Genomic DNA, 16,875 nt, shown 5'->3' with positions numbered 1-16,875 from the left:
GTGAACTGCATATCTGCATGTTAGATTGCAGTCGGCCGCTCGTCCGGGTGGCTTCAATCTTGTTCAGGAGAGTTGGATGAAAACAGTACAGTTCGGCGGTGGCTATATTTCCCCCTCGATCAAAGCGCATCTTGCCAAGAAGACGGTGGAGATGGGCAACGGCCTTATTTCTCCCGCAGTTAAGGCGCATCTTGCCAAGAAGACAGTAGCGATGGGCGGTGACCTTATTTCTCCGGCAGTGAAGGCGCATCTTGCCAAGAAGACAGTGGCGATGGGTGGCGGCGTTATTTCTCCGGCAGTGAAAACGCATCTTGCCAAGAAGACGGTGGAGATGGGCGGCGGTATTATTTCTCCGGCAGTCAAGGCCCATGTGGCCAGGAAGCCAGCCGTTCTGGTCGGTAGCGGCTGGATCTCTCCGAGCCTCGTGGCTCATCTTGCGAAATAACCTATACGCAGATTTGAATAATCTGGAAAGTTGACTCGATGCAGCCGGATACCAGTTCCGACGACGGACCTACCGTCACGTTTCACAAGGTGTATCCGGCTGCCATTTCCCCCATGCGGGCGGACAAGGCCGCGCTGGGCACAATGCCAACCATGGCGTTTAGGCATTGCGAGCCAATGCGTACCGCTTCTTCATTCGGGTGGTACATCTTTCCACCCGAGGACATTTCTCTGAAATGGAACGGCGCGGATGTGCTGCACCTGGAAGAGGGTGAATGGCGACCGCTATCCCAGGCCTACCTGCCCGGCTTTAATGAGTATTGGGACGAGCGCGTGCCGGACGACATCAAAGGGCTAACGCCTCCCTATCTGTCAGTTCTGCCTATACGCGGGTTTATCCAGATATGGTCCGGCCTGTTGTGTTCGACACGGGCCGACTGGAGCGTCCTGGTTCGTCCGCTGGCCAATATTCGTGCGAGTTATCAGTACTCCTGCTTCGAGGGCCTGCTCGAATCAGACAGATTTCAGCCTTTCCCGCTCTTCATGAATATCCAGTTGCTCGCTACCGATGTGCCGATCAACATTTCCAAATTTCAACCTCTGTTTCAAGTGCAACCCTTGATGCGAGCTACCTATGGTGAGCGTGCCCATGGATTCTCTGAACGCGACGGCCTGGGATTGATGGAGAGCGGCGAACCCGCGATGACGGCCGAACACTGGGCAGGCTATCGCAAGACCATCCGGGTGCAAGTTCCTGATGAAGCGCCTGAGTCAGGCCAATACACCGCGGCTACTCGCAAGCGTACAAAACACGAAGGGTAATCCCGTTGTGCCCCCGGCATCGACGCTGCCTGTGATCCACTTAAGCCAGGTCGAGCTTGCTGCACGCGCTTCGCTGTGTCTGCTTGTGAATGTTTCCGGGTCTTCCAATGCCAGGCTAGGGGATCTTGAGCGTTTTCTGTCGGCGGCCGAGCGACAGCAATTCTCCGGTATGGTCCAACTCGAAGAGCGCAAGCGGCGCCAGACAACCCGCGCGGTACTTCGAATGGTGCTTGGGCAGTTAACGGGTGTATCTGCTGCCGAAGTCAGCTTCGGCATGGGTCTCCATGGAAAACCTGGTTTGCTGGGGCCCCATGCCATTGGGTTCAGCGTGTCGCATTCCAGTGAATTCAGTCTGCTGGCATTTGCGCCTGAAGCGGAGATTGGTTGTGATATTGAGAAAAAAACGCCTCTGGAGGATATCCACGCAATGAGCGAGGTGGTATTGCACCCCGAAGAAGCTGATGTCATCAGGGGACTCCATGGCCGGGATGCAGAAGATGCATTCTTTTGTCACTGGGTCAGAAAGGAGGCCGCCCTGAAGGCGATGGGGTCCGGTTTTCGTGTTGATCCAGTCCGGTTGAAAGTGGCACTGGCGGATTCCGAAGTTCGACTCCGCCTTGTGGGGGAGGAAGGGAGCGCACCGAGGACATTCAATTTGCTCTGTACGCGACCTGCTACGGACTACGTGGCAGCCGTGGCCAGCCCTTATCCGATCTGCCAGTGGGGCGTGCTGGGGCTCTAGAAGCCGCTTTGCGGAGGCGGCATGGCTTCCGGCGCGGTGGCGGGCTCATTGCATACGGCTTGCAGTTTGAATCGCTCTGCATCGGTGAGCAGCGGCAAGCTTCGCAGTGACAAGGCTGGATTTGTGAGACTGTTCTTGAGGAACGCCAGATATTGGCCGCTCATCTGCTCAAGTTGCTCGCGACTCAATGCACCGGAACTGTCGATCCAGGAGCAGGAAAGGCCATCCGGGGCGATCTGAAAAACCAGCTCATCGCGGACGGCAGGCATTGGGTCCTGGCGAGCGCCCACGAGCTGGGCAACGATCAACCACGGCGTGCCGGAGATGCCCAGCTCAGGATGGCGAGCCGCCGTGTCCAGCGCATAGGTGCGGCGGGATCTGAGTAGTGAGAGCTCCTGCTTGGAGGCCTCCACACAGAGGTTGAAGGAGCCATTGAGGTCCAGCGAGACCTGAAGCGGCACCGTCGTGGCAAAAAAGCCGGTCAATCCGCCAAGCTCCGACTGCAGGCCGGCGTCCCTCAAGCCGATGCTGAAAGCGGACCGTTCGTTGATGCGCGCTAGGTAGGCCAGGAATACATGAAGGAGGAGATCCGCAGGCGTGTCATCCGAACCCCTTATCAAAGCGACCAGCTCCGGTGAGAAGGTCAGGGCATGGTGAGTGGGAGCTTCGGTTTTCAGGTCGGAGGACGTGGGGACCGATGTGGAATATGGCAGGCCGAGTGCACGAGCGGCGGCCAATCTGCCCAGCCAAAAGCGCTCATGCCTGGACAAGGACGTTGTTGTCTCGTTCAGCTGTTTTGCCATCAACGGTTCCAGCCCCGGCAGCACATCGCCGATCTGCAGATGAAACCGGGCGACCAGCTCCGTGATCGAAAGCGCTTGCCCGGTCAGCGTTTTAATTCGGCGCACGGCTACATCGCAAGAGGCGGTGGAGATGATGAGCGAGTCGGGCTCGATGCCGGTAATCGTGCCGGGTCGGTGGGCCGACCGCGCAGGAAGCATGTCAAGCGTATCGACGGCCAGGAATTCCCCGCCGAGTAAAACCTTCGGAAACCCGAGGGGGTTGGCATATGCACCGAAAGCCAGCGCACGGACCAATGCGCACAGATCTTCGGCGTCCCGGGTCCAGTCCAGGATGGCGCCATTCACGGGCCTCTTGTTGCGATGGAAAAATGTGCGTCGGCTCAGATCCTGCGCATGAGGTTGCACCCTGTCGTTTGCCAGGTCATCGGCAAGCAAGGCAAAACCGCTGAGCGCCGCCTCGTAGCATTTGGCATTAAGTGTCAGTGCGCTGTCATCGGATGAAATCCTGACGGGTGTTTGCCTCAGGATGTCTCCGGCATCCGTATGGCGGGTCATGAAATGCCATGTCACCGCATAGGTTAGTTCACGCTGCATCAGTGCCCACGAAGTGACGTGGCTTCCGGCATACAGCGGCAACGGGCCATCGTGATAGTTGATGGCGCTTTTGCACAGAGCCAGTAATTCGTCCGGGATGAGCCGTTCATTGCCAATGCTGAACAGGAAATCGGGCGACCGGCCCGCGAGCAGTTCCGCCAGCGCGTGCAACGCGGTCGAATGCGGAATCTCCCGCGCGGCGGCCCAGCGCAGCAGGGCCGGATCCGAGGAAATAACGGCCCGGATGCTGTTTCCCCGGGCAAGAAGAACTTCTGCGCATGCGAGCGGCAGCGTGCCGTGCCCGACCAAAGCGCATTCAAAGAGATGGATCATGGGTCAGGTCACCTCTGCCGTTCGGGTCATGAGTCGCCGCAACTCCGCTGCGAGCCCTTCCACGTCGGCGTCCCTCAGTATGGACCAGTGCGTACCCGGTATCACTCTCTCTTTAACGCCGCCTGAAGTGATGTCATGCCAGCTCTTGCGCGATACCCGGTCGAGCGCCGTTCCCTGGGCCGCCAATATCAAGGTGAACTCTCCGTCATAAAGCTCGGGGCGGTACTGGCTTGCCGCAGCCGAGTGCGACTTGTAGGCGGCCGCCAGCCTGTGCGAAAAGCTTCCTTCGCCGGTGTCCATCAACAAGCCGTCGATTTCCGCTTCATCGTGCCCGACTTCGATGAGGTGCTGGCGTGCAACTGTTTCAAACCCGGTATTGAGCTCAAGTGCGCGCAACATCTCCATCGAAGCCCAATGCAAAGCCGAGTCAATGGCAAACGCGGCACAAACCTTGTGCCCCTTTTGTTGCAGATGGCGTGCGATTTCCAGGGCCACCATGCCGCCGAAGGACCATCCCCCGATCCGGAACTCCCGGATTTCCGGAAAATCGGCGACCAGCCGGTCCGCATACAAGCGTGCCAGCGCCTGTACACCTAGGTTTTCTGGAGAGTCCTTGGGCCCCCAGATATGCACGCTGTCAATGCCATAGATACAGGCATGGGGCTCCAGCAGCACGCCAAGTTGATGAAAGTTCATGGCGTTGCCGTCAGCGCCATGCACAAGAAATACGGCAGGGGCTGTTGAAGTCCTGGAAAACCGCACAAAGGGAGATTTCTGATCTTCCCCAGCTGTCAGCCGGCGTACCTCGACGGAGAGACCCGCCGCTGTGGGCGCTTCAAAAAATGCCTTCAATCGCACTTCAACATTGAAAACCTCGCGCAGGCGAGCCACCACCCGCACAGCGGAGAGCGAATGCCCGCCAAGTGCAAAGAAGCTCGTATCAATACTGGCCGGCGAAGAAAGCTTGAGCACGTCGGCCATCAATTGTGCGATCTGCCTTTCCCGCTCATCACGAGGCGCGATGAACCCGGCCTCTGCGAGCCAATCCGGTGCCGGCAGGGCGCGCAGATCCAGCTTGCCGCTGCTTGTCATGGGCAGGTGATCCAGAGGCACAAAAGCGGCGGGCACCATGTATTCGGGCAAGAGCCGCCCAAGGTGTGCTTTCAGCATTGCTGCGGCCATTGAAACACCACTGCCGCTCACGACATACGCCACGAGCTGTTTGTCACCGGCATCGCCTTCCCGGGCAATGACCGCCGCGCTGCCGACGTCCGGGTGCAAAGCAAGCGCCGCTTCAATCTCGCCGAGTTCGATCCGGTAACCACGGATCTTGACCTGCTGGTCAGCGCGTCCCATGTGCACCAGCTCGCCATCGGCCCGCCAGCGAACCAGGTCTCCTGTGCGGTAGAGCCGTTCGCCAAAGGCGAAAGGATTCGGCAGGAAACGCTCGGCCGTGAGGTCCGGACGATTCGCGTAACCGCGCGCCAGTTGCACCCCGCCAACAAAGAGCTCGCCTGTGACCCCGATCGGCACCGGCTCCAGCCGTTTGTCCAACACATACAGCTGGGTGTTCCAGATCGGGTGTCCGATAGGAGGTGGCGTATCCGTTGCGGGCTGCATGGGATAGATCGATACAAACGTGGTGGTCTCGGTGGGGCCGTAGGCGTTGTGGCAGCCTGCACCGCGCAGCAGCGGCTCCACCAGCTGGGCAGCGACGGCTTCACCGCCCACGATCAATCGCATTTTTTCCCTCGGTTGCCAGCCCATTTCGAACAGGTTCTGGAACAGCGAGGGAGTGGCAAACAGCATGGTCACATCAAAATCAGCGGCCACACTGCTGACATAGCCGTTCTCCAGCAGCCGGCTGCGGTCGGCGAGGACCAGTGTCGCGCCCAGGCAAACCGAAGAAAGTACCTCTGAGCTGAACATGTCGAACGAGATGCCCGCCGTCGACAGGAACGTGTCGGATACGGCCACGCCAGGCTCTTCGCCAAAGTACCTCAAAACATTGTTCAATGCGCGCACGCTCACTTGCACGCCTTTGGGTTTGCCGGTAGACCCCGAGGTGTAGATGACGTAGGCCAACTGGTCCGGGTCACGGTGTGCAAATGCCGGGGTCGCTTTCCCTGGGACGTCAAGGGGGGCGTGACTGCCCTCATCCTGACGCACGTCGAGGTACAGGGTGGGCACCTCCAGCTGCGACAGGTTATCGGCCAGCGCCCGGTTGGTGATCAGCACATCGGCATCAGCGTTGTCGACCATGTAGGCAAGGCGCTCGGAGGGAATCTCGGGATCCAGGGGCAGGTAGGCGCCACCAGCTTTCAGCACGGCAAGCATGGCCACTACCACGTCGGTGGTGCGTGGCAGGGAAATGCCCACCATCACTTCAGGGCCCACCCCCAACTTCACCAGCCGAAGCGCCAGCCGGGTTGCCCGAGCATCGAGCTCGGCGTAGCTGAGCTGGTCTTCACCGGAAACCACGGCAATCGCGTCCGGCTGGGCCCTCACCTGCCATTCAAACTGCGCCACGGCATCGTCAGTGGCGTCCAATGGCATGTCTGTGGCATTCCACTCCTTCAGGATTTGCCGGCGCTGCGCTTCGTCCATCAGCGAGAGCCTGAAAAGGGGCGTCTCCATGGAGTGTGTGATTTCGTTAAGCAAGCAGGTGAAATGACCTGCCCAGCGCTGCACGGTTGACCGGTCAAACAGCGAGGTGTCGAATTCCAGCGCGGCGGCATATCCTCCGTCGCTGCGTGCGGTCACATGCAGTGTCAGGTCGAACTTTGCCGTATGGTGTGCGATGGGCAGCATGGTGCACACCAGCCCCGGGAGCGCCAGCGTTTCATCTTCCGTCTGGAATGCGAACATGGACTGAAACACCGGCATGTGATTGAGCGCACGCGCGACCCCAAGATGCTGGACCAGGTGATCGAAAGGCAGGTCCTGATGCAGCAGAGCCTGGCGAACCGTGCTGCCGGTGTCTTCGATGAACTGCGACAGCGCCTGCTCCGGCCGGATTTTCAGGCGCAGCGGTAGCGTATTCACAAACATTCCCACCATGGACTCCAGCTCAACCCGCTGGCGCCCTCCAACCGGCGTGCCAATTACCACTTCCGTCTGCCCCGCCAGTTTTGACAGAAGCACTGCATACAACCCAAGAAGGACGGCAAAGGCGGTCGTCTGCATGCTGGCGGCCATTGCCTCGATCTGCGCCCGTGTGCCGGGCTGGACCTGGAACTGGACTGTCTCGCCCCTGTGGCGAGAAATGGGCGGCCTGGGCCTGTCCACCGGCAGGGTCAAGGTGTCTGGAGCGCCATCGAGATGGACTTTCCACCAATCAAGCTGGCGTTCCAGCTCACCATGGGCAAGCCAGGCGCGCTGCCACGCCGCATAGTCGGCGTACTGAACTGGAAGCCCTGCGAGCGCCGGGGCCGCACCTGACTGGAAAGCCGCATACAAAGCCCCAAGTTCCATTCTGATGGCGCCAAGAGACAAGCCATCGGCCGCAATATGGTGGACTGCGCCTACCAGGACGTGGCTGTCCGCACCCAGGCGCAACAACCTGGCCCGCAGCATGAGGTCTCTCGTCAGGTCAAAGGGCTGTTTGGCGTCGGCCTCAATCCATCCGGTCGCCCGTGCCTGGGCCGTTTCCGGTCCGGTTTCCGACAAGTCCTCACAACTCAATGCAAATGGTCGGGCGGGCTGAATTGCGGCGCGGGGTCCGTCGGACCCCTCAACATAAATGGTGCGCAATATCGCATGACGCCGAACCAGCTCCGACAGGGCGAACTCCAGTGCCGGCACGGACATGTCCCCCTCCAGCCGCAGGGCGAACGCCATGTTGTAGAGGATGGAAGGGCCCTCCAGCCGATCCAGAAACCAGAGGCGCTCCTGTGCATAAGACATCGCAACCAGGTCACCTGCACCATAGCCAAGCGCAGTGAGCTCAGGCGCGGAATCAGCTGCCGCCGCGCGAACCACCGCAGCCAGCCCGGCAGCTGTTGGCGTGTCAAACACCGACTTCAAAGTGACTTCAACGCCAAAAGCCTGCCGAAGCCTGGCCGTCAAGCGAACGGCCGACAGTGAGTGGCCCCCGAGCAGGAAGAAACTCGCATCCGGCGCGGGAGCTTGTGTGAGGCCGAGCACTTCGCCCATCAGCCGGGAGATATCGGCCTCAAGCTTGTCCTGTGAGGTTGGCGTTTCAGGCTCCGCGAGTCGATTGGGCCGCGGAAGCGCCCGTCGATCCAGTTTTCCGTTGAGGGTAAGCGGCAGGCTTTCCAGGGGCATAAAGAGCGCGGGAACCATGTAGGCCGGCAACAGGCGGCCCAGATGCGTACGCAGTTCCGCCTCAAGCTGCCGCTCCATTTCGCTGCGCAGCGGATTGCTGGCCAGCGCCTTCAGTTGCGGGAGCGTTAGGGCAGCGCCGTCTGTCAGTGAACTTCTGCCGGCATCGCAAAAAGGCACCAACAGAGCATCGAAGGTGCCGTTGTCGTGGCTTGCGGAAAGCGTAGCCGAGTAACCGGCGTACTCCGCAATTGACCAAATGGCCTCAGGATGAATTCCTGCCAGTACCGTAAGGGCCTGCGCTGACAGCAGATGAATGCCGGGCAGTATTCTCTGGTCGGGAATTCCAGCGACTTTCAGGGCAGAGGGGGTGCAGGCCGCGAGTATTTCCTGGAAATGAGCCAGCGTCCATTCGTCCGGACGCCAGTGCAATACGCGTGTGTGCAGCGGCGGGGATGGTGAGCCGACCTCTTCCCGCTGAAGTATCACGTCATACCGAAAGTTGTTCATCTCGGTGTTGCCGTGTCCGCGCTTGGCCAGGACCTGGAAGGCCCGCGCAGGGCAGTGTCCTTGCAAGCCTGCGAAAAAAGAGGGATGCAGGCACAACTCGGCTTCCAGCTGACGTCGCTGTGCAACCTGACCCAGCAACTCGCCGTGAGTTGACGGGGTGCGAGCCTTGTACGACTCGATGGTGGCATAGAAGGCGTCCAGCAATCCGAAGTGGCGGACGTCACCGATAAAAACGCACCCCTCCGGCGCAAGCAGTCCGAAGCATTGATTCAGCACCTCAAGAAAATAGGAGACGCTGGGGAAGTACTGAACGACTGAATTGAGGATGATCAAATCAAATTGTGCAGCCCCCAGCTGTGCGACTCCATTGGCTTGCGCGTGAAGTAATTCAACCTGAGGCAGTGCGCGGGTTTTTGCGGCCAATGATTCGAGCGCTTTGCCGGAGATATCGGTGCCGACATACCGGCTTGTGCTGCCGGCCAGGGGTAGCAGCAGAAGTCCTGAACCGCAGCCTATTTCGAGAATTCGTTTGGCCCTGAATGCGGCGATGCGTGCTGTTGTTGCATCCACCCATTCGCGCATCGCCGCATCGTCATAAGGTTGCTCTGTGTAGCTGTTCTTCCAGACGGCGGCATCCGCACTGTCTGGCTGCGCCGCATCCTGTGCATAGCGGCCGTCATAAATATCTTTCCATGCAGATGTTTGTCTGCTGACCAATCCGGCGTCGGGCAATTGCTGCCGCCACGTCGCCGAGGTGCTGAAATAAGCGACAAGTTGCGGATCCTCCGGCTGGTCTTCCCGCGCAAGAACGGCAACGCCTCCAACGGCGGGATGCAAGGCAAGTACGTTTTCTATCTCGCCCAGCTCGATGCGGTATCCGCGGATCTTGACCTGCTGGTCGGCGCGGCCCACATATTCGAGCTCGCCATCGGCGCGCCAGCGCGCCAGGTCACCCGTGCGGTAAAGCCGCTCGCCGGCTGCGAAAGGACTGGGCAGAAAGCGCTCCGCCGTCAAATCGGGCCTGCTTGCATAACCGCGCGCCAGCTGGACGCCGCCGATATAGAGCTCGCCGGTGATGTCGGCGGGAAGCGGTTCAAGGAGCTCGTCCAGCACAAACAATTGCGTGTTCCATATCGGTTGGCCGATGGGGGGTGGTCCTTGGGTGTGCGAAGCCAAGGGGTAGGAAGAGGCCCAGATCGTGGCTTCTGTTGGGCCATAGACATTCCAGACCGGACCGCCTGCCAAATGCCCCGCAAGGCCAGCCGTCATGGCTTCGCCGCCAACCAACATGCGCATCGCAGCATTCGGACGCCAGCCGGTCTCAAGCAGAGCCAGGCACAGTGACGGCGTAGCTTGAAAAAGCGTCGCACCATGGCGTTCGTCGAGACCGCTCAGATAACCGGGTTCGAGCAGGCGCTGCCGTTCGGCCAGGAGCAGAGTGGCTCCGGCACAAAGAGGAAGGTAAAGCTCCAGCTCGAAGATGTCGAATGAGATGCCGGTAATCGATAGAAACACATCCTGGGGCACCACGGAAAGCTCGCTTGCGAAACTCGCGAGGGCATTTGCAAGCGACCGCCTGCTGATCTGCACGCCTTTGGGTTTGCCGGTGGAGCCCGACGTATAAAGGGTGTAAGCCAGCTGGTCCGGGTCCCATGACACCGGCATCTGGAAGGAGGCGCTGCCCGTCGCATCACTGGGAAAGGCCCGGGTTTCGGGAGGCGCATCCAGGCACATGACCTGAACGCCGCCGGGAACGCTTGCCGCGAGATTCTGCGTGGTCAGCAGCACGCGGATATTGCAGTTCTCCAGCATGTAGTCAAGGCGCTCACGCGGGGTGTCCACGTCCAGGGGAACGTAGGCCCCGCCCGCCTTGAGTATGGCCAAAAACGCTACAACCAGGTTTGTGGTGCGCTCCAGGCGCACGCCGACCATCACCTCTGGGCCTATTCCCATTGCCGTCAGGCGGCGCGCCAGCTGCATCACTTGCGCATGGAGCTGCGAATAGGTCAGCCGGCTGTCCCCGCAAATCAATGCTGTCGCGTGAGGCCGGATTTCCACCTGTTGCTCGAATTGAGCGATCGGGTCATGCGAAGCCGCCAGATCGACCCGCATTGCGTCCCATCCCTGCGGGACTTGACCTTGTTGCTGCTGGTTCATGGCCGAAATGCGGCTGACGTCAAGCGGACATTCGCCGCTGGAGGGAAAGCGGCCGCATATCAGTCCATACCGCTGCTATGTGCTCAAGGCAGCTTTTTCTCAGTCCACTAAAGCCGGTTTTGCGCCAGCCGTCGGGGACAGGCTTGAAGTCGGGCCAGATGGAATACTGCCCCTCGTCATTGATGACAACGGAGAATTGTTGGTCTTCATTATCCAGGGCGCTCATTGGCATCTCCACAAAATCCGGCCAGGTCGGCAAGGGCGTGTTGATTCTAGAGGGGGCCGCGCGGGGAGTCAGGAATGATGGAAAAGAAGCCTGGTGCAACGCGCCCGAGGTCGCGCAACAGTCGTCCTTGCACGCGGTGAGCTCAGCTGGCAAGCGGGCGGTGGTGGTGGACGACATGCCCGTCACTCCGCGCATCCTGGACAGGCAGCTCAGGCGCTGGGGCGTGGTGCCGGCCCTGTTTGAGCTTGCCGGCGAGGCGCTGGCTGGGCAAGCACCCGCCGGTGGCTTGGATCGTAGACAGGCGCTCAGGCCGTGGCTTTTTGCTGCTGTGCCTGAGCAAGCGTCTTGTAGAACGGCGTGAAGTCCGGCTCCGTCAGCCGCAGCAGCGCATCAAAACTGTCGATCACAAAATATTGCTGCTGGAAGCTGTCGATCTTGTAGGTCGACGACATGCAGCGCAGCAGGTCGGCGTTGTCCCGCAACGGGATGCGCCTGGGCTCTGCAGACTCCACGCTCCAGGCGAGCTCACCGGGGCTGCTCAAAATGCCCGCGCCATAGGCCCGGACTTCATCGCCGCCTTCTTTGTCGCGCATCAGGCCGAACTCGATGGTGTACCAGTACAGGCGCGACAGCATCTCGACTGCGCCGGGAATCGGCTGCGCGCCGTGCTCCAGCGCATGGGCTTTCAGCGCGCCCTTGCCGTAGGCCTGGATGTGGTCGGCGTAGCTCGGGTCGAACAGCAGCGGCACGTGACCGAACAAATCGTGAAAGATGTCGGGCTCGACGATGTAGTCGAATTCGGCCGGCGTGCGTATCCAGTCGGTCACCGGAAACTTGCGATTCGCCAGCAAGGTGAAAAAGGGCACCTCGGGAATCAGCCCCGGCACACCCACCAGCTGCCAGCCGGTTGCCTTGAAGAGCCGTTCGTTCACGTCTTCAAACCGCGGAATGGCATCGCTAGCGCCCAGGCTGGGCAGGGCTTTGATAAATGCGCTGCAGGCCCGGCCCGCCAGCAGTGCCGACTGCCGCGTGTAAAGGCGCCGGTAGGTCTCGTGATCTTCTGCGGTGTAAGCCGCGTAGTTTTGCGGGCAGGTGTAGTCCGCGTTGACCTGGCCGCCACGTGCGTAGTCACCCCGCGGCGGGCGGTCAGACTGGCCGTAGACCGCCGGCGGTGGCGTGGTGCTCTCTACTTCAGCCATTGGCTCTCCACGCGCTGGTAATCACCGCTGGCCTTGGCCAGGTGCAGCCACTGGTCGACATAGGCCTTGAACGTCACGTCGCCGCGTGGCAGCAGGTAAGCCATTTCCCCATATTGCAGCGGCTTGTCGGGGTTGATGGCGCACAGGCCCGGCTTCAGCCGCTGCTGGGTGATCGCCTCGGCCGATTCGGTGACGAAGACATCGGCGCGGTTGGCCAGGATTTCGTCAAAGATGGTCAGGTTTTCTGGATTGAGCCGCATTTGCGCCTGCTTGAAGTTGGCGCGCGCAAAACGCTCGTTGCTACCTCCCGGATTGAAGATCACGCGCGTGGTGGGCTTGTCAATGTCGGCCACGCTTTGGTACTTGGCCACGTCGGCGCAGCGCGCAATCGGCGTCTTGCCGTTGATCATGTAAGGCGCGCTGAAGAAGGCGCGCTTTTGCCGTTCAGTGGTGACGGAGATCCCGCCAACGGCCATGTCGCACTTGCCGCCCACCAGGTCGGGCATCAGGTTGGACCAGCTGGTCTTGACCCATTCGGGCTTCACGCCGAGGCTGGCCGTGAGGGACGCCATCAGGTCTACGTCAATGCCCTCGAATGCACCGTCGGGCTTCTGGAAGCTGAAGGGCTTGTAGTCGCCTGGTGTGCAGATGCGCAGCACGCCGGCCTTTTGTACGCTGTCCAGGCTGGAGGCCGGAACCGCGCTGACTGTCTGGGCATATGCCCCACCCCATGCAAAAAACGCGGCGGTGGCGACGCTGAATGCGGCCAGGCGATGGGGCAACTGCGGGCAAAGTGGCATGGCAATCTCCGTGATGTTGGTGAAGGAAAACTTTTATTGTGCGCTTGCCTTCGACCCCGACAAAACGCCGCGGCGCATCTGGTCCAGCTCGATGCTTTCAAACAGCGCCTTGAAATTGCCTTCGCCGAAACCGTCGTCGCCCTTGCGCTGGATGAACTCGAAGAAGATCGGGCCGAGCTGGTTTTCGCTGAAGATCTGCAGCAGCAGCGCGCCCTTTTTGCCGTCCACCAGGATCTTGCGCTTCTTCAAATCCGCCACGTTTTCACCGTGGCCGGGAATGCGCTTGTCGACCAGCTCGTAGTAGGTGTCGATGGTGTCCAGCAGCTTCACGCCGCTGGTGCGCAGCGCATCCACGGTTGCGAACAGGTCGTTGCTGCCCATGGCGATGTGCTGGATGCCTTCGCCCTGGTAGCGGTCCAGGTACTCCTGGATCTGGCCGGCTTTTTCGTTGCCCTCTTCGTTGATCGGGATGCGGATCTTGCCGCAGGGGCTGGTCATGGCCTTGCTCTTCACACCGGTGACCTGGCCTTCGATGTCGAAGTAGCGGATTTCGCGGAAGTTGAAGAGCCGTTCGTAAAAGCCGGCCCACTCGTCCATGCGGCCACGGTGCACATTGTGTGTCAGGTGGTCGATATACGTCAGGCCGTGGCCTGCTGGGTTCAGCGCGTCGCCCTGCACGCCGGGCAAGGCTTCAAAGTCCACATCGTAAAAGCCGATGTTGCCGATGTCGCCGGGTTGCGCGCCGTTCTTGCCGCGCCACTTGTCGATGAAATAGATGATCGAATCACCAATACCCTTGATGGCCGGAATGTTCAGCTCGCCGGGCGCCGATGTGTGGGCATAACCCCAGGCGCCAAGTGAGATGGCGCGTTCGTAGGCGGCCTTGGCGTCCTGCACACGAAAGGCAATGGCGCAGACGCTGGGGCCGTGCTGGCGTGCAAAGCGCTGGGCAAACGAGTCGGGCTCAGCATTGAGGATGAAGTTGATGCCGCCCTGGCGGTACAGCGTGACATTCTTGTGGCGGTGTCTGGCAATCGGCGTGAAGCCCATGCGCTCGAACAGCGCACCCATGGCGACAGGGTCGGGTGCCGCATATTCAATGAATTCAAAACCGTCGGTGCCCATGGGGTTGTCCCAGGCCGCGCCCTGTTCAAAGTTCAGGGCGGTGTCGTCGCGTGCATTCATGCGTGTCTCCAGATGGGTGTGCGTATAAACTGACTTTAGCGGCGCAGGCGGTCAGTTTTACTGCGAAATGGGGCGCTCCAATTGCCATTTGCGCAGTAAACCTGCAAAATTACTTGGATGGAAACACTCGACAAGCTTGATCGGCATATTTTGCGCAGCCTTCAGGACGATGGCCGCGCCACCTACGATCAGCTGGCCGAGCAGGTAGGCCTCTCGCCAAGCGCGGTGTTGCGGCGCGTAAAACGGCTCGAGGAAAGCGGCGTGATCGACCGCTATGTGGCGCTCGTCAAGCCCGAGGCCGTGGGGCTGGGGCTCACCGCCTACATCAACGTTCGGCTCGAAAAGCACACCGAAAGCCACAAACGCAACCCCATGGACCTGTTCCGGGCCAGCGTGCAAACCTGGCCTGAAGTGGCCGAGTGCGCAGCGCTGACTGGTGAGATGGACTACCTGCTGCGGGTGCTGGTGCAGGACATGGCGCATTACAGCCGTTTCATCATGGACACCCTGCTCAAACACCCCAGCGTGCAGGACTGCAAAACGAGTTTTGTGCTGGACCGGGTCAAGGCGACGACGGCCGTTCCTTTGTGAGCTGAGCCGGGGCGAGGCCGGGGAACCGGCGTTCCCATGTGCCTGAGTTGCCCGGATACGTGTGCAGAGTGTTGCTGTATTGCAACGATCTACGCGCCGGAACAACGGGAAGTGTTGGTTTGCTATATTTTTAATAGCTGCCCGCGCCCGTATTTATTGGGAAAAATCGACATAAGGGCGTTTTTTTGAAACGACCCTCTATTGACGCTGGTTCAGAAGCCCCTAGACTGTTGATTCTAGGGAAAACCCTTATATTGAGATCATGGTTACACCCAGCACCCTTTTAAGAGCATCCTATAACGCAGGCAAGGAATTCTTCCGGCCTCCCGTGGAAGAGCGCACCTCTGCGGCGCCTCCAGCGCATCATGTCCAGCCCGTCATGGTTCCCATCCGCTCGATCGGCCCCAGCCACGGGGAACGCATCGCCACCCATTTGCTGGCACTGGGCCCCCACGACCGTTACCTGCGCTTTGGCTACTCGGCCAACGACGAGCAGATTCAGCGCTATGTAGACGGGCTCAATTTCGAGCGCGACGAGATTTTCGGCATCTACAACCGCAAGCTCGAACTGATCGCCATGGCCCACCTGGCGCATACCACCGACCCCAACCTCAAGAGCTGCGCCGAGTTCGGCGTGTCTGTATTGGCCCAGGCGCGTGGCCGCGGTTACGGTTCGCGTCTTTTTGACCGCGCCGTCATGCATGCCCGCAACAACGGTGTCGACATGATGTTCATCCACGCGCTCAGCGAAAACACCGCCATGCTCAACATCGCGCGCAAGGCCGGCGCCACGATCGAACGCGACGGCTCTGAAAGCGAGGCCTACCTGAAGCTGCCGCCGGCCGACCTGGACTCGCGCATGACCGAAATGGTCGAAGAGCAGATCGCCCAGACCGACTACCGCCTCAAGGTTCAGGCCAAGCAGTTCTGGGATCTGCTGGCAATGGTCCAGGAAGTGCGGCAGGGCGTGCGCGATGGGCGGGACCGCATGCCGATGTAATGGCCTCAGCCTGGGGCGGCGCAAGAGCCGGCTGCGTGCAGGCTCAGCCCAGGCAGCAGGTGCCGTAAAGACGCGCTTGTGCTATTAATTCAATAGCTGCTTGCGCTCATTCCCGGTGGCTGGACGCCTGGAATCATCCAAACACCCGCCGCGTGTCCCTGAATGGACACAAACCCAAACAGGAAATACAAAAAGCCAACCGCTTCGGCACGCGACGGCAAATTACGCCTGCGCACCGTCAAGGATTTCAGCTATCCTTAGCCCCTTCACAACTACCGACCGCCATCACGTGTCCGACGTTCCCCCCAGTCGGTCTTCCAGGCCAGAAGACAAACGCGGCTTTTTGCAGAAGCTCGCTGAAATGCTCCACCCAGGCCCCGACTCGAAGGATGAGTTGATCGAGACCCTGGTGGAAGCCCAGGACAATGACGTCATCGGAGCCCAGAGCCGCGAGATGCTCGAGGGGGTCATCCGCATGGCCGACATGACGGCGGGCGATGTCATGGTGGCAGCCCCGCGCATGGACGTGATCAACATCGACGCGCCGTTCGACGAACTGCTGCACCTGGTGATCGACACCGCCCACTCGCGCTTTCCCGTCTACGAGGGCGAAAAGGAAAACATCCTCGGCATCCTGATGGCCAAGGATCTGCTCAAGCTGCAGCGCGCCCCCGAACTCAACATCAAGGCCCTGCTCCGGCCCGCCGTCTTTGTGCCGGAAAGCAAGGGGCTGAACGACCTGCTGCGTGAATTCCGCGGCAACCGCAACCACCTGGCCATCGTCATTGACGAATTCGGCCGCGTGGCCGGCCTCATCACCATTGAAGACGTGCTCGAGCAGATCGTCGGCGAGATCGAGGACGAATTCGACATCGCCGAAGACGAAGGCGACATTTTTGGCCTCAGCGACCACACCTACCGCGTCAGCGGCGACACTTCCATCGAGCGTGTCAACGAAGCTTTTGGTGTGACGCTGCCCGAAACCGACTTCGATACGATCGGCGGGCTGGTCGCGCATGAGATGGGCCATGTTCCGAAGCGCGGCGAGCATTACGCGCTGGCCGGCCTGCAGTTCACGGTGCTGCACACCAAGGGTGGGGCCGTGCGCTGGTTCAAGGTGTCGCCGGTCAGCGCCGGCGTCTGACAACGAATTCAAGAAAAAGGGCGGGCTGACTATGGGACGGG

The 16,875-nt window shown here is 60.4% G+C and carries 12 protein-coding genes; 6 read left to right on the top strand and 6 right to left on the bottom strand.

The window, feature by feature from the left end; translation table 11 throughout:
* Nucleotides 1-76: 76 nt before the first annotated feature.
* Genes AC1D11_RS19185 through AC1D11_RS19175 form a run of 3 tightly spaced genes read left to right on the top strand, consistent with a single transcriptional unit; the run spans nt 77 to nt 2,008 of the window.
* Complete coding sequence (locus AC1D11_RS19185) at nt 77-445, top strand: hypothetical protein (RefSeq protein WP_477649311.1); 369 nt, start codon at nt 77-79, stop codon at nt 443-445.
* A 38-nt stretch (nt 446-483) separates the two neighbouring features.
* Entirely contained in the window at nt 484-1,266 is a 783-nt protein-coding gene (locus AC1D11_RS19180; protein WP_477649312.1) for a hypothetical protein, read from the top strand.
* Nucleotides 1,202-2,008 (top strand): 4'-phosphopantetheinyl transferase family protein, encoded by an 807-nt coding sequence (locus AC1D11_RS19175; protein ID WP_477649313.1) that lies wholly within the window; start codon nt 1,202-1,204, stop codon nt 2,006-2,008. Before AC1D11_RS19180 ends, AC1D11_RS19175 begins: the two co-directional genes overlap by 65 nt.
* On the opposite strand, the gene AC1D11_RS19170 is transcribed toward AC1D11_RS19175, so the two are convergent.
* From AC1D11_RS19170 to hppD, 6 genes are all read right to left on the bottom strand, one after another.
* Entirely contained in the window at nt 2,005-3,738 is a 1,734-nt protein-coding gene (locus AC1D11_RS19170; RefSeq protein ID WP_477649314.1) for a formyltransferase family protein, read from the bottom strand. The two genes, AC1D11_RS19175 and AC1D11_RS19170, sit on opposite strands and share 4 nt — an antisense overlap.
* A gap of 3 nt (nt 3,739-3,741) precedes the next feature.
* Nucleotides 3,742-10,689 (bottom strand): non-ribosomal peptide synthetase, encoded by a 6,948-nt coding sequence (locus tag AC1D11_RS19165; protein WP_477651478.1) that lies wholly within the window; start codon nt 10,687-10,689, stop codon nt 3,742-3,744.
* 19 nt (nt 10,690-10,708) lie between these two features.
* Nucleotides 10,709-10,921, bottom strand: coding sequence for an MbtH family protein (locus tag AC1D11_RS19160; protein WP_477649339.1), 213 nt, complete (start codon nt 10,919-10,921; stop codon nt 10,709-10,711).
* Between the two features lie 299 nt (nt 10,922-11,220).
* A complete protein-coding gene (phhA, locus tag AC1D11_RS19155; RefSeq protein WP_477649316.1) occupies nt 11,221-12,114 on the bottom strand; it encodes a phenylalanine 4-monooxygenase in 894 nt (297 codons plus the stop codon).
* Nucleotides 12,102-12,914 carry a transporter substrate-binding domain-containing protein gene (locus AC1D11_RS19150; protein ID WP_477651341.1) on the bottom strand — a complete coding sequence of 271 codons (813 nt, stop codon included), beginning with the start codon at nt 12,912-12,914 and terminating at the stop codon, nt 12,102-12,104. Before AC1D11_RS19150 ends, phhA begins: the two co-directional genes overlap by 13 nt.
* Nucleotides 12,915-12,947: 33 nt before the next feature.
* Complete coding sequence (hppD, locus tag AC1D11_RS19145; RefSeq protein ID WP_477649318.1) at nt 12,948-14,099, bottom strand: 4-hydroxyphenylpyruvate dioxygenase; 1,152 nt, start codon at nt 14,097-14,099, stop codon at nt 12,948-12,950.
* Between the two features lie 117 nt (nt 14,100-14,216).
* Between hppD and AC1D11_RS19140 the strand changes: the two genes are divergently transcribed.
* From AC1D11_RS19140 to AC1D11_RS19130, 3 genes are all read left to right on the top strand, one after another.
* Nucleotides 14,217-14,690, top strand: a complete 474-nt coding sequence (locus AC1D11_RS19140; RefSeq protein ID WP_477649319.1) for an Lrp/AsnC family transcriptional regulator — start codon at nt 14,217-14,219, stop codon at nt 14,688-14,690.
* Nucleotides 14,691-14,952: 262 nt separating this feature from the next.
* Nucleotides 14,953-15,690: a GNAT family N-acetyltransferase gene (locus AC1D11_RS19135; protein WP_477649320.1), complete on the top strand. Its 738-nt coding sequence runs from the start codon at nt 14,953-14,955 to the stop codon at nt 15,688-15,690.
* Between the two features lie 361 nt (nt 15,691-16,051).
* On the top strand, nt 16,052-16,834 hold the full coding sequence (locus AC1D11_RS19130; RefSeq protein WP_254806495.1) for an HlyC/CorC family transporter: 783 nt from the start codon (nt 16,052-16,054) through the stop codon (nt 16,832-16,834).
* Nucleotides 16,835-16,875: the final 41 nt, after the last annotated feature.

This window comes from Polaromonas sp. P1_E11, assembly GCF_056405995.1.
This window is presented reverse-complemented; position numbering and strand designations above follow the sequence as displayed.